The sequence below is a fragment of the Streptomyces longisporoflavus genome, from assembly GCF_014649775.1.
GTDB classification, from domain to species: Bacteria; Actinomycetota; Actinomycetes; order Streptomycetales; family Streptomycetaceae; genus Streptomyces; species Streptomyces longisporoflavus.
In genome coordinates this window covers 46,860-59,418 of the sequence record NZ_BMTR01000028.1, presented here as the reverse complement: position 1 = coordinate 59,418, position 12,559 = coordinate 46,860, and the positions used below count along the sequence as shown (strand labels likewise).

12 protein-coding genes are annotated in these 12,559 nt (G+C 69.7%); 4 read left to right on the top strand and 8 right to left on the bottom strand.

The window, feature by feature from the left end:
* Positions 1-42: 42 nt before the first annotated feature.
* Together IE226_RS36510 and IE226_RS36505 are read right to left on the bottom strand one after the other, a co-directional pair.
* On the bottom strand, positions 43-1,008 hold the full coding sequence (locus IE226_RS36510; protein WP_190085789.1) for a D-2-hydroxyacid dehydrogenase family protein: 966 nt from the start codon (positions 1,006-1,008) through the stop codon (positions 43-45).
* Positions 1,001-2,338: an MFS transporter gene (locus tag IE226_RS36505; RefSeq protein ID WP_190085788.1), complete on the bottom strand. Its 1,338-nt coding sequence runs from the start codon at positions 2,336-2,338 to the stop codon at positions 1,001-1,003. Before IE226_RS36505 ends, IE226_RS36510 begins: the two co-directional genes overlap by 8 nt.
* A 188-nt stretch (positions 2,339-2,526) precedes the next feature.
* On the opposite strand from IE226_RS36505, the gene IE226_RS36500 reads away from it, so the two are divergent.
* Positions 2,527-3,153, top strand: coding sequence for a TetR/AcrR family transcriptional regulator (locus IE226_RS36500; RefSeq protein WP_229871764.1), 627 nt, complete (start codon positions 2,527-2,529; stop codon positions 3,151-3,153).
* Between the two features lie 28 nt (positions 3,154-3,181).
* Here IE226_RS36500 and IE226_RS36495 read toward each other — a convergent pair whose 3' ends face one another.
* Positions 3,182-3,394, bottom strand: coding sequence for a hypothetical protein (locus tag IE226_RS36495; protein WP_190085787.1), 213 nt, complete (start codon positions 3,392-3,394; stop codon positions 3,182-3,184).
* Between the two features lie 85 nt (positions 3,395-3,479).
* Between IE226_RS36495 and IE226_RS36490 the strand changes: the two genes are divergently transcribed.
* The gene (locus IE226_RS36490) at positions 3,480-4,415 is read left to right on the top strand and encodes a hypothetical protein (protein WP_190085786.1); all 936 of its coding nucleotides are present in this window, start codon (positions 3,480-3,482) and stop codon (positions 4,413-4,415) included.
* A gap of 117 nt (positions 4,416-4,532) precedes the next feature.
* Here the strand turns inward: IE226_RS36490 and IE226_RS36485 are convergent, their stop codons facing one another.
* The 4 genes from IE226_RS36485 to IE226_RS36470 all read right to left on the bottom strand — a co-directional run bounded on the left by IE226_RS36485 (position 4,533) and on the right by IE226_RS36470 (position 8,803).
* Positions 4,533-4,970 carry a hypothetical protein gene (locus IE226_RS36485; RefSeq protein ID WP_190085785.1) on the bottom strand — a complete coding sequence of 146 codons (438 nt, stop codon included), beginning with the start codon at positions 4,968-4,970 and terminating at the stop codon, positions 4,533-4,535.
* 457 nt (positions 4,971-5,427) lie between these two features.
* The gene (locus IE226_RS36480) at positions 5,428-6,279 is read right to left on the bottom strand and encodes an LLM class flavin-dependent oxidoreductase (RefSeq protein ID WP_190085784.1); all 852 of its coding nucleotides are present in this window, start codon (positions 6,277-6,279) and stop codon (positions 5,428-5,430) included.
* A 330-nt stretch (positions 6,280-6,609) separates the two neighbouring features.
* Positions 6,610-7,260, bottom strand: a complete 651-nt coding sequence (locus tag IE226_RS36475) for a DUF6461 domain-containing protein (RefSeq protein WP_229871763.1) — start codon at positions 7,258-7,260, stop codon at positions 6,610-6,612.
* A gap of 463 nt (positions 7,261-7,723) precedes the next feature.
* Positions 7,724-8,803 carry a serine hydrolase domain-containing protein gene (locus tag IE226_RS36470; protein WP_229871762.1) on the bottom strand — a complete coding sequence of 360 codons (1,080 nt, stop codon included), beginning with the start codon at positions 8,801-8,803 and terminating at the stop codon, positions 7,724-7,726.
* 212 nt (positions 8,804-9,015) lie between these two features.
* On the opposite strand from IE226_RS36470, the gene IE226_RS44385 reads away from it, so the two are divergent.
* Complete coding sequence (locus IE226_RS44385; protein WP_229871761.1) at positions 9,016-9,534, top strand: hypothetical protein; 519 nt, start codon at positions 9,016-9,018, stop codon at positions 9,532-9,534.
* A 276-nt stretch (positions 9,535-9,810) separates the two neighbouring features.
* Positions 9,811-11,052, top strand: a complete 1,242-nt coding sequence (locus IE226_RS36460) for a hypothetical protein (protein WP_190085782.1) — start codon at positions 9,811-9,813, stop codon at positions 11,050-11,052.
* Between the two features lie 285 nt (positions 11,053-11,337).
* Here IE226_RS36460 and IE226_RS36455 read toward each other — a convergent pair whose 3' ends face one another.
* Complete coding sequence (locus IE226_RS36455) at positions 11,338-12,501, bottom strand: serine/threonine-protein kinase (protein WP_190085781.1); 1,164 nt, start codon at positions 12,499-12,501, stop codon at positions 11,338-11,340.
* Positions 12,502-12,559 lie beyond the last annotated feature (58 nt).

Here is a 12,559-nt window from a genome sequence, read left to right as displayed (position 1 = left end):
TCTTTCCTCGTTCGTGTGTGGCAGTGGTGGGGCGTGGTCCGCTCATGGGGTGAGTACGCGGATCGGTTTGTCGGCGGCGTAGGCGAGGATGTCGGCGAGTGCGTCGCGGTAGAAGGTTTCGTAGGCACCGGCGGTGACGTAGCCCAGGTGTGGGGTGAGGACGGTGCGCGGAGCGTCGCACCACGGCGAATCGATGGGCAGCGGCTCGGTGAGGTGCACGTCCAGGGCGGCCCCGCCCAGCGTTCCGGCGTGCAGCGCGGCCAGCAGCGCCCGCTCGTCGACGACGGGTGCCCGGGAGGTGTTGATCAGCAGCGCGTCCGGCCGCATGAGGGCGAGTTCGTCGGGACCGATGAGGCCGGTGGTACGCGGGGAGAGCCGGACGTGGAGCGTCACCACGTCCGAGGTGGTCAGCAGTTCTCGTTTGCTGACAGGAGTGACGCCCAGTGCTTCGGCATGCCCGGTGTCGAGATGGCTGCTCCAGGCGACGACGTCCATGCCGAAGGCGACTCCTACGCGGGCCACCTGACTTCCCACGCTGCCGAGACCGATCACGCCCAGGCGGGCACCGTGCAGGTCGCGCCCCACGGTTGTCTGCCAGGCGCCTTCGCGCAGGTTGTGGTCCTCGGCGGGCAGTGAGCGGCTCAGGGCGTGCAGGAGTCCCCAGGTCAGTTCGGCCGTGGAGGTCAGTCCCGCGGCGCGGGTGCCGGACACCACGATGCCCAGCTGTGCGGCCGCGGCCGTGTCGATGGCTGCGTTGGCCGGCCCTGTGGTCACCAGCAGGCGCAGGTTCGGCAGTTGGTCGAGCACCTCGGCGGGGAACGGGGTGCGCTCGCGCATGGCTACGACCACGTCGAACGGCTCCAGTGCGGCGATCACCTCCTCCGCGCTGCCCAAGTGCTCGGAGAAATAGGCGAGACGGGTGCCTTCGGGCAGGGAATCCCAGTCGGCGTGCCGGTGTGCCGTGTGCTGGTAGTCGTCCAGGATCGCCACTCGGCGGATCTCAGGCATCAGCGGTCTCCGGTGTGTGTACGTGGGTGCGGTCCGGGCCTGCGGGAGAGGTGCGGGCCGGGTGGGCGTCGGCGTGGAGGTTCTCGTCCGCTGAGGGGTCGGCGAGCGGTTCCGCGGGGCTCGGGCGGAGCAGTTCCAGGGACCAGACCGCGAGGCCGATCAGCGCGATCCCGGCTCCGAGCACGGAGACTCCTGTCCAGCCCACGCGCGGATAAAGCGCGGCCGTCAGGGCGGAGGAGACGGTGCTGCCTGCGAAGGCGGAGACCATGAGGGCGGTCGTGACCCGGCTGCGGGCGTGCGGGATGCGGCGGTACAGGACGCTCTGATGGCTGATCAGCAGTGCCTGCTGTCCCAGGTTGAGCGCCACGATGCCGATCATCAGCGCGCCGAGGCCGAGCGGACCGCCTTGACCGGCGAAGACGAGTACGCCCCAACTGCCCGTCAGCACGATCAGCCCGCCGGTGGTCACCCGGCGGGCGTGCCCCCGGTCCGCGAGGCGGCCCGCCACCGACGCGGCGGCGGCCCCGACGACCCCGACCAGACCGAACAGGCCGATGACCGCCGGACCGTACCCGTAGGCGGGGCCGGCCAGCAGGAACGACGAGGCGGTCCACAGGACCGTGAAGGCGCCCATGCCGACCGCGGCCAGAGCCATGCGCCTGCGCAGCAGCGACTCGGTGCGCACCAGCGTCACCACCGAGCTCAGCAGCCGGGGGTAGGGCGTCTTCGCCGTCGGCGGCACGAGAGGCAGCACAAGCCGCAAAGTGATCGCGAGCAGCACCATGACGCATGCGGCGAAGACGAACACCAGCCGCCAGTCACCGAATTCGGCCAGCGCCCCGGCAATCGTCCGCGCGAGCATGATGCCGATGAGCAGGCCGCTCATGACCGTGCCCACCACCGCGCCGCGTTCATGGTCGGCGGCCAGCGAGGCTGCCATCGGCACCACGATCTGTGCCACGGCGGAGGTCACTCCGACCAGCGCGACCGCGGCGTACAGCACACCCAGCGAGGGCGAGGCCGCCGCACCGAGGAGAGCGACAGCGCTCAGGGCGAGCAGCCCGCTCACCAACCGACGCCGCTCCAGTACGTCGCCGAGCGGCACCAGCAGTCCGAGAGAAAGCGCGTAGCCGATCTGCGAGGCGGTGACGATCAGACCGCCGGCCCCCTCGGAGACCCCCAGCGCCTCGGAGACGACGGGCAACAGTGGTTGCGCGTAGTAGATGTTCGCGACCGCCGCGCCGCATGTCACCGCCAGCAGCAGCACCATCGCGCGGCTCAGCGGGGAGCGGGCCGTGCTGCTGCCCTTATCGAATTCTGGATCGTTCATACCGAAATACTTGCCCGGCCCGGTGCGAGGGTCAAGCGATTACGGATTGGATGATCCATAAGTGACCGGGGTCACTGCGCACCCCCGCGTTCGAGCGCCTCGACGCTTGGCGTTTTGTGGAGTGGTTGGTCCAATATGGGAGGGAAGCGGGGCACGGAGAAACGCCCCCCGTGCCGAAACCGTCGTCCATGACGCTGATGCAGGAGGTCCATATGCCGCCGGCCGGCCGTCCCCGCGCCTTCGACATGGAGTGCGTACTGGAAGCCGCGATGCTGCTCTTCTGGGAGCAGGGTTACGAAGCGACCTCACTGGCACAACTGCGAGCCGCCACCGGGCTGTCCTCCGCGAGCCTGTACGGCGCCTTCGGCTCGAAGGAAGGGTTGTTCAAGCAGGCCGTCGAGCACTACATGAAGGGCCCCGGTGGTGCCACCGGCGTCATCGAGGACCAGACGGTCAGCCCGCGCGAGGCGGTGGCCGCCCTGCTGCACGGCTCGATCGACATGCAGGCCGACTCGTCCCACCCCGTCGGCTGCCTCATCGCCCTCTCCGGCACGATGCGGGCGCCGGGAGAGGAGCACGCGGGCGTACGCGCGGCCGTCACGGCACGGCGTGAAGCGGACCGGGTACGCATCCGGGCATGCGTGGAGCGGGGCATCGCCGCGGGCGAACTCGATGCCGATGCCGACATCGACGGCGTGACCGCCATGATCCACAGCTTCCTCCTCGGCCTCTCCACGCAGCTGCGCGACGGGGTGGCGGCAACGACTCTGCACACCGCGGTCGACGCAGTACTGCTCAACTGGCGTCGCTCATAGACCAGCGGCCGGCATCGGTTCAGGACGGTCAGTCCCAGTCAGGCTGCGGTTGATGGACGTTGCCGCCCTTGTGTGGTGTAGCGATGTAGTCCTCGTCGCCGTCGGGCAGGGCATCCACACACTCGGGCGAGCAGGCGTTGACCAGTAGGGGCAGCACGTCGGTGGTCACGCGGATCGAGATCCACACCTGGTGGAGTTCCTGCTGTGTGAGCGGCCGGTCGCAGACACTACAGCTGTGCACGGCGGTGGCTCCCCAGCGCCGACCAGCTGAACTCCTCGCACGGACATACAACTTCAAAGACCCCCCACACATTAGGGTTCCGCCCATGGGATTCGATACAAGCTTCCACCCGCTCGACCTGCCCCTCATCGAGCGTCGGCTGCTCCCGTTCCTGGCCGGACGGGGCCAGGACGACGACATCGACGATCTGGTCGCCCGGGCCGTCGAGATACGCAAGGTCCGCTTCCGCGCCAAAGCCTGGGCCCTGGGCGTGCAGGACTACGCACACGATCACGACCAGGTCCCCTTCGAAGCCCACCTGTACGTCTGGGGACGGCCGTTCTTCATCACCGGCGACGGCCCCGAGCAGATCACCCGGGATCTGCAGCGCTACCTCGCGGCACCCGCCGACGGCGTGGATGCCATCGCAGCCGAGATGGCCAACCGGCTCGACCCCGCCCTGGCCCGACGGATCGAACCCGACACGACCGGGCAGTTGCCCGGCGATGACGCACTCGCCGACAGCCTCACCACCCCGCTGCGCATGTTGCGCGGGGCAGCGATCGCGCTGCGCAACGGCGAGCGACACGTCCGCCGCCAAGACGGCCGGGAATTCGACGCGGCCCTGCTGCTGACACGCGAGGTCCCCTACTGCGCCGTGGAATTCGCCGCAGCCCTGCTACCCGGATGGATGTCCCGCGGATACACCTGGCCCACCCGCCTGTGCACGGAAGCCGGCCTGGACACGACGGGGTTCACCGCGCCGACCGCCCTGACCGGCCTGCTGCGCCAGGAGTTCCCCCACCTGCAATGGCCGACGCCGCCCGCCACCATCGTGAGCAACTACGCGATCGGCGGGCTGACCCCCGCCCCCTCCGTTCCCGCCGCCCGCGCCTACCTGGCCGCCCATCGCCACGAGTTGAAATGCGACGCGATCGACGCACAGAAAATCAACGAAGCAATGGGCGTCGCCGAACACCTCGGCCTTGCCTTCTGCGAAGCCACCGAGCTCTACAGCGCCATGGAAGGCAACCTCAACTAACCCCACCGGCATCGGTCCACAGGCCGCGGCGGGCGAGCAGCAAAGTGGCGACCTCCAGGGCGACCAGAGCCGTCTCCCGCGCACGCCTCGAGGTCGTTCTCGACCTCGAGGCGCAGATCAGCCGCAGCTGCCGCTGACCCATTGGTGTGAGGCGACCTTGTACGTGTTCTGCAGGTAGCCGCTCTTCTGCTGGCGAGTGCAGCCGACCCGGTTCTTGTGATTGACGTTGAGGTAGTAAGCGACGCCTGACGCGTTGGATGTGCCGTTGTTCCACACGTAGTACACATTGCGTGTCTTGGCCCAGGAACACTGCAGGACGCCCGTGGACCAGTTGATGTCGGCCACCGGCCAACTGCAACGCTGCCAGCTGCTGTTGTAGAAGCAGACGTCGCCCTTCTCGCAGCTGATGGCCTTGGGGCTGCCGTCACGGGTTTCGATGACCTTGCTGGTCGGTACGGCAGACGTCGTGTCGGCGGCACCGGCCTGGGGCAGGAAGGCCGCCCCGGTGAGTGCGGCTGCTGCGGTGACGACGGCGGCGCGTGTGGTGAAGGACATGCCGGTTCTCCATCTGTTGCCGGGCTCGGGCTGGTGCTCGTACTGGTTCTCGTGCTCGTGCTCGTGCTGCCTGACGCCAACAGAAGGTACGGACGTGAGCCGGTCAGCGCGTCAACCGGTGGGTTGAAGGGCCTCTCCACCCGAGGGTTCAGCCGGTAAACCGTGGCGGTAGTGCGCGTCCGTGCCACGGTCGCGCGGACATGCCGGGGCGCGATGCGTTGCCGGCCCGGGTTGAGACATGCCGCAACTCCTGCTCGACGAGCGGGTATCGGGCACCGCGTTGGGTGCGGCCGAGCTTCAACCGCTGGTCGGAGGTTCTTCAACTGCTGGCTGGACGGCGCGCTGACGTAGGACCATCGGGCCAACCGCCAACGGCGTGGAAGCCGTGGCAGCCGGCCCACCGGTTTCGACGGGGTCCCGTCACCCTCACCGCAGCCCGGTTGGTGACGGTCAGTTGCTAGAAGAGGGTGTCGGCGAGACGGTCGATCTGGTCGATGGCCGGGGACCAGCAGTAGAGCATGACTTCATCGGCACCGATGTCGATGAAGTCATCGACCGTCTTACGGATCGTCTCCGGCGCGGTGAGCAGACCATCGGCCATGTGATCGGCGCGGCCGCTGAACGCGTAGTAGTCACGGATATTGCGCCGGGCTTGCTCGACGGTGTGCTCTGGGCCGAGTGCGGCGTTGACCTGGGCGACCAGACGCGGCCGACCGGGGCGGTCGTACTTCTTCCAGACCGTCTCCACGTCGCGGAACAGGCCGGCCATGAACTGCGGGGGCAGCGCCGCGCCGAGGAAGCCGTCGCCGAAGCGTCCGACACGCTCGATCGCTGCCGGGGCGAAGCCGCCGAACAGCACCTCCGGGCCGCCGGGTGTCGAGGGCGCGGGACCGATCGGCCCGACGCCTTCGACATACGGTTCACCGCGCCAGGTCCGGCGCAGCAGAGGCATTTGCTCGTCGAGTCGGCGCCCCCGGCGCCGGATGTCGATGCCCGCGGCCAGGCAGTCGTCTTCGCGTCCGCCGATGCCGATGCCGAACGTGAACCGGCCACCGGACATGCGGTCGAGGGTCGCCGTCTGCTTGGCGAGCACCGCCGTGTTGTGCACGGGCGCGATCAGCACTTCGGTCTGAAGGCGGATGCGGGAGGTGGCGCCGGCGAGTGCGGCAAGGGTGATGAGTGGCTCTGGGTTGTCGAAGACAAGCCGGTCGAGCAGGCCGAGCGTACTGAAGGGGCCGACGTCGCAACGCTGGGCCCAGGTCAGCAGCAGGGCAGGATCGTCGATGGGGAGACCGAGACCGATCTTCATGGAAAAACCTCCGGAGGGCAGACAAAATCAGGCGCCGCCCCTCCGTGGCTCCGCGCTGCTGTGCGCGGGCGTGCTCCCGTTCTGCGGCGATGTTTCCAGAGAGCGTGATCTTTAGAGTGCGGTGACCGTATCGCGCTCGGCCGAGCCTGAACAACAGCTTTTCCGCGCGGCCTTCGTGGTGCGCAGCCCCGACCATCGGCGCGGGCAGTGCGTGGCATGGTGTGGTGGACACCATGTCTTCGAAGCGGCGGTCTCGGACGGTCGTCATGCGACGTCACCGCCCTCGCTTACGCAGATCCGTTTGCCCTCCGGGGCCTCGGTGCCGCCGGGTCACTCGCACGCCGCCGCCCACAGCGGTGTGCTGCGCAGGTCCTGGACGGTCCAGATCAGGCCGGCGAGAGCGCAGACGGCCCGCATGCAGATCGCGTGGTCGGCCTTGCCCGCGGAGAGGTAGTCGTGCTTGACGGTCCCTGCTGCCCGGAATGCCGTGCGCAGCTCGTCGGGCATGTGCGGCAGATCGCGTTCGAGGACCAGGTCGTCGAGGTCCACGTGGTGGATCATCGCCCCGTCGACGGCGTAGGACAGGCTGACGTCGGCGTTGATGGAAACCGAGGTGGAGGCTGCGGCGCGACTCCCGGAGGACAGCTCCGTCAGCTGTTCCTCGTCGACGGCGGCGGAGTCGTCGTACACAAAGGTCCAGGGCCCGTTCGCCCCTGCCAGCAGGGTGTCGGTGTGACCGTGCTCGGCTTCTAGGAACGCGGCAGGCAGGGAGGTGTACCGGTCGGCCCCGGCGGCGGGCAGTATGCAGGTGCGGATGTTGCGGGGGTCGATGCCCAGGGCCTCCAACGTCTCTTGGGGCCCGATACCACGTACGACGTGCAGGGCGTGGTGCTGCTCGGTCGCGGCCACCTCGTGAATCCAGATCGGCAGACCGTCATCGGCGAGGGTGCCTGGCGGGAATCCGGGCGTGTGGATGGGCAAGCGAGTCCTCCGGTGCGGCGAGCGGGCGTCCCGGATGCGGGGCCGGCACCTTCGTGCCCCACACGTGACGGTCCGGGCCGGGCTGCTGCCCGGCCCTTTTTTCGCGGGTACAGCATGGCCACGACATCTGGGAAGGTCAACTTCCCTTAGGGGACGGGAAGTCGATGCGCCCGTGCCCGTGCTGGGCACTGTGGTGGCTGGTGGCCTCTCCCGGACGCCTGTCTGCCCGGCACCGCTCGCACAGGACAAGCGGCCACGCTCTTCGCTCTGCCCCGGCCGCCATGCGCCGAAAGGCCCTCCGAGAGGCCGGGCGCAGGCGATGCGACGGTCTCGCTCGCGCTTCGGCCTCTTCTGGAGTGAGACTGGTGTCAAGGCGGCCGGCCCCGCAGGCGCGGTGCGGGCCTGGTTCCACCCGGCCCGCACCGACGGCCCACACCGACGGCCACTCCAACAGACCGTGTCGTCAGGCGCCGCGTCGCAGCCGTTCAGCGATGCCATGCGTCAGCTTCATCTGGTCGTCCTCGAGGTTCCACTTGCCCTTCTGGTAGGCCTGGTTGCTCACCCAGAACACGAAGATCCCCTCGCGCCGGAACTCCGCGACCGTCGCCAGCGACCAGTCGTTGCCCCCGTCGTGCCAGGCGACCCGGTCGTCATCGGAGTCAACGACGACCCAGCCGTAGCCATAGGCCCCGTCCAGCTGCGGCACGCGTACCTGCGGGGCGAAGAGTTTCTTTTTCGCGGTCTCGGACAGGACGCTGTCGCCGGTGAGGGCGCGATGCCAGCGGAACATGTCCCGGGTCGTGGAGAGCATCCCGCCGTTGCCGCGCAGATTCCAGGATGGGCCGTCGGGCGCCCACGGATGGTCCATCGGCCGTCCCTGGGCGCGCCCGTGCCGGTCATACTCGACGGCGACCTGCTCGCGCTTCCACGCGGGCAGCACATAGCCGGTGCGGGTCATCCCGGCGGGCCGGAACAAGCTCTGGGCCAAGTAGCGTTCGTAGCTCAGGCCCGAGGCCTTTTCGACGATCGCGGCGAGCAGGCTGTAGCCGGCATTCGAATAGCGGAACTCCTTGCCGGGAGCCGACCGCAGCGGGGCCTTCAGTACTCCGGTCAGCAACTGCCGTCGCGACAGCGGGTCGTAGTCGTCGCCGAGCGATTCGGGCAGGCCCGCCGTGTGCGTAAGGAGCTGGTGCAGCGTGATGGCCCGTTTGTCCTCGGGTACGGCGCCCAGGTGCTCGCCGATCCGATCGCTCACCCGGAGCTTGCCGCTCATCTCCAGCTTCAGGATCGCGGCGGCGGTGAACTGCTTCGTGATCGACATGACGTCGTACACGGTGTCGCAGGTCGCGGGGGTCTTCGCCGCGCGGTCGGCGTATCCGCGGCCCGCACAGTGCTTGAGCTTGCCCCCTCGGGCGGCGGCCACGGTGATGCCCGACCCCTGCGGCAGTACGCGGTCGAGGTAGCGGTCGATGTCCGGATCCGCCGGGTCCCGGCTGACCGGGGCCTCTCCCGCCTTCCCTCCCCCGGACCTTGGTCCGGCCACGGTATGAGCATCTGAGCACCCGACGAGTGCGAGGGCGAGTATCAGCGCGAGGGAACCGGGGCGGCCCACGTATGCCTCCAAGAAGACGACGACAGATGTGAGACCAAAACTGAGCCCCGCTCGTGAGCTCGTTCAACGGATGAGCTGTTCGAGCTTGTGCGAGTCTGCCTATACGCAGGTCAGCGACCACCACTGCAACCGGAGGGACCCGCATGACGCCACCGCCCGTGCCGCCACGCACCGCCGCAACGCCCGCATTCATGGCGGAGTTGCGCCGCCTGAAGGCCTGGTCGGGCCTCAGCTACCGGGAGCTGGAGCGCGCGGCTGCCGCGGCGGGCGAGGTGCTGCCGTATTCGACGGCCGCGACCATGCTGCGCCGGGAGCGCCTGCCCCGTGAGACCGTCCTCGTCGCCTTCGTCGTCGCATGCGGGCTCGACGCCGACGACACCCGGCGGTGGGTGGCTGCTCGCCGGGAGCTCGCGATGAGCGCACAGCCATCTGCCCCACCCGTCACGCCTGTCACCCTCATCACGCGGGTCACGCCGGTCACGCCCCTCACGCCCGCTCCACCTGCCGCAGACCCGCCCGTGCAGCGACGCCGATCGCGCTTGCGGCTTGCGGTCGTCGGCGCGGCGACGGCCGTCGCAGTCCTCTTCGGCGTGGGCGCTGCGGCGCTCGGCACCATGACCGTGCAGGAAGAGCAAGTCGAGGTGAGTACCCAGCAGCCCTGAGAGAGCCGCTTCCGATTCGCGTCGCGCATCGGCTGCGAAGGACCGGAGTTGTGCGACGGCTTTCCCCAACAGCCAGACGTGCGTACATGACTGCGCAGGACCCGGGTGTTCGCCGCCCCCCGGCCGGACAGTCGAGCACCGCAGACGGCAGGATACTGATCGCGTGAACAAGCTGCGGCTGTGGTCGAGTTGAGGGCGCGGAGGAGCAGGGGCACACTGCCCGCACGGTAGTCGGGAGGGACTCGGTTGGGGACACGGAAAAGAGCCTGGTTACGCATGTCCGCGGGCCTCGTGGTCCTTGTCTGCGCGTTGCTGGTTCCCTCGGCGCACGCGGCCCCGGAGCCGGACTCCTATGGCTACGATCCCGACGCGCACACCGTCCGCGGCAGTTCCAGCATGCTCAGCGCCCCTGAACTGGCCAAAGGAACGCCGTATCGCGGCACGCTCCGGGGCAGCGAACCAGTCTATTACCGCGTCGCCCTCGACGCGAAGTCGCACACGTACGTGTCCGTGGTGGGCATCCCCGGCCCGAGCACCGAGCACACGGCGACGAACTCGCTGCGGGTCACCCTCCTCGACGCCGACGGCCACCGCTGTGACCGTCAGGGTGCGGGGTTCGCGATCGGGGTCGCGCAGCCGCTCGCCGCCTCCGCGAGCCGCATGATCGCCCCGGCCGGAGACGCGGCGGAGGCCAAGTGCCAGCAGGCCGGCACCTATTACGTGGCCGTCTCCCGCTACCGCCAGCGCGCCGGGGCTGCCCCGTGGGGGCTTGATCTGCGTGTCGACGCCGAGCCCCCGCTGAAGAAGTCGCGAGCCGGCGCCCCGGCTGCGCGCAGCCCCCGTCCCTCCGCGCCGGACGGCACCCCGGTCGCGGTGGAGGGCGGGGCGGGATTCGCGGTGGCTGCACGGGTGTGGGGCAGCGCCGCGACCGATGAGATCGCCCCGGGGCAGTCGCGGTTCTACAGGGTTCCGGTCGACTGGGGGCAGCGACTGACGGTTGCCGCCGAGCTCGCCGGGCGGAAGAAGGGGCCGTACGTCGCGAACGGATTGTCGGTCACGGTGTACAACCCGGCACGGATGAAGGTGGCAGGCACCTCGGCGAGCTACCACGGCGAGCCGGCCACCGCCGAGCTGGACGCGCTGCCTGCCGTGGCGTACGAGAACAGGACCGCCCCAGAGCTCAAAGCGGCGGCGATGCGGTTTCCCGGCTGGTACTTCGTGCAGGTGACCGCCTCCCCCGAGCTCGCGCCCGCGTGGGGCAGGACGCCGCTGCGGCTGACGGTACGCCTCGGCGTGGAGGGCTCGGCCCGCAATCGGCCCGTGTACGCCGGTGACCCGGGCGTCTTCCAGGTCCCGGGTGCCCAGCCTCCCGCGCAGAGGAGTAAGCGCCCCGCGGCAACCGAGACTGCCGGTGGGGGCGGAATGAAGGTGCTGGCGATCGGCTCGTTCACTGCTGGTGTGCTGGTCCTTGTCGTCTCTGCCGGCCGTGTGCTGCGTGCGCGGCGCCGGGCGGCGTAGCGACCTGCGCCCGCGGAGCTGCGAACCTGTTCGTATCCTTGCCGAGCAGGGCCCCTCAGCAGGGCGTCGGCGCCACCTTCGGCCGCCCTGATCCCGGGCCGGACGGGCTCGGGGAGAGGTACGTCCGGTCCGTCCGAGCCGGTGAGACCGTGATCAGCGAGGCCAGGGTCGGTGCCACGACCGGGGAAGCCCCGGCTGCTCCGGCACGGTCGCGACCAGCACGAGTCCCCGGCGCCTCGCGGTGCCGCCGACCCACGGGCGGCCTGCTCGCTCCGTAGGCCCGGTTCAGGCGAAAACCCAGGCCCAGATGCCCAGACCGATCAGGAGCAGGCCGAGCACGGTGAGCAGGCCCGTCCCGGATGGCACGCCGGCAGGGCGCGGCGCTTCGCCCGCGTCCGGTGTGGGGGGCGGGGGCTTTGGAGTGGCGGCGGAGGCCGGCGGGTGTGGCGGGGTGGGGACGGGCTCCGGCCGCGAGGCGATCGGCACGAGGGCGTGCCGGCGTAGTTGCATGGTGGGGGCGGTCGGCTGCGGCGTCGGGGCGCGGGGCGGCGCGGGCTCGGTGATGACCGGGCCGGCGGGGCCGAAGCCGTCGGGCAGGGGCGGGAGTTGATCGAATACCTCGATCGCGCTGTCACTGTCATGCTCAGGCAGCAGCGGTGCGATCGCGGCGAGGGCCTCGCGGGCGCGGGCCGCGCTGGGGATCCGCAGCCGCGGATCTGGTTGCAGCAGCAGGGCGAGCACCTGCCACCACGGGTCGGGAACCTGCTCGGGGGCGGCAGGGGGCGTGCCGTCGTCTTCGAAGGCCTGCACAAGGGCGGCAGCGTCCAGGTGTTCTCCCTGGAGCAGCTGGAGGGCGACCACGCCCACGGCGAAGAGGTCGAACGGCGGACCCGGCTCGGCACCGTCGTACTGTTCGGGGGCGATATAGCCCGGCGTGCCGATGACCTGGTGGGCATGGGTGATGCGGATGTCGCCGCCCTGGTGCGCGAGGCCGAAGTCACCGATGCGTACCCGCGGTTCCTTCCAGCCGGTGGCCTCCAACAGGAGGTTGCCCGGCTTGATGTCCCGGTGCACGATCCGCTGCGCGTGGACGGCTTCGAGCCCGGCGAGCACCTGGTCGACGAGCGTGAGCACATAGCGAGGCGGCAGCGGGCCGTAGTCACCGAGCAGACTCGCCAGCGTGCCGCCGCCCACGAGGTCCATGGCGATCAGAACTCTGTCGTCAGCTGCGGCCCAGCCGGACGGTGCCACGACATGGGGGTGCTCGATGCGCGTGGCGCCCTCGCGGACGAACCGGAGCAGATTATGCGCCCGGGACTGCTGCAGCATCTTGGCCGCGACGTACCGCTGCTCACGGATGTCCCAGGCGCGGTGGACCAGCCCGAACGCGCCCCGTCCGAGCTCATCGACCAGCACATACCGTCCCGCGAACGGTGTGCTCCCACTCATCCTCTCCCCCAACTCCCCCACACCCACTGCCCTCTCAGCGCGTGTCACCACTTTCGAT

What these genes read in the sequence shown, in the direction of transcription:
- IE226_RS36455 (WP_190085781.1), bottom strand. Translation starts at nt 12,501, where the DNA reads ATGAGTGGGAGCACACCGTTCGCGGGACGGTATGTGCTGGTCGATGAG.
- IE226_RS36500 (WP_229871764.1), top strand. Translation starts at nt 2,527, where the DNA reads ATGACGCTGATGCAGGAGGTCCATATGCCGCCGGCCGGCCGTCCCCGC.
- IE226_RS36490 (WP_190085786.1), top strand. Translation starts at nt 3,480, where the DNA reads ATGGGATTCGATACAAGCTTCCACCCGCTCGACCTGCCCCTCATCGAG.
- IE226_RS36505 (WP_190085788.1), bottom strand. Translation starts at nt 2,338, where the DNA reads ATGAACGATCCAGAATTCGATAAGGGCAGCAGCACGGCCCGCTCCCCG.
- IE226_RS44385 (WP_229871761.1), top strand. Translation starts at nt 9,016, where the DNA reads ATGACGCCACCGCCCGTGCCGCCACGCACCGCCGCAACGCCCGCATTC.
- IE226_RS36510 (WP_190085789.1), bottom strand. Translation starts at nt 1,008, where the DNA reads ATGCCTGAGATCCGCCGAGTGGCGATCCTGGACGACTACCAGCACACG.
- IE226_RS36485 (WP_190085785.1), bottom strand. Translation starts at nt 4,970, where the DNA reads ATGTCCTTCACCACACGCGCCGCCGTCGTCACCGCAGCAGCCGCACTC.
- IE226_RS36480 (WP_190085784.1), bottom strand. Translation starts at nt 6,279, where the DNA reads ATGAAGATCGGTCTCGGTCTCCCCATCGACGATCCTGCCCTGCTGCTG.
- IE226_RS36460 (WP_190085782.1), top strand. Translation starts at nt 9,811, where the DNA reads ATGTCCGCGGGCCTCGTGGTCCTTGTCTGCGCGTTGCTGGTTCCCTCG.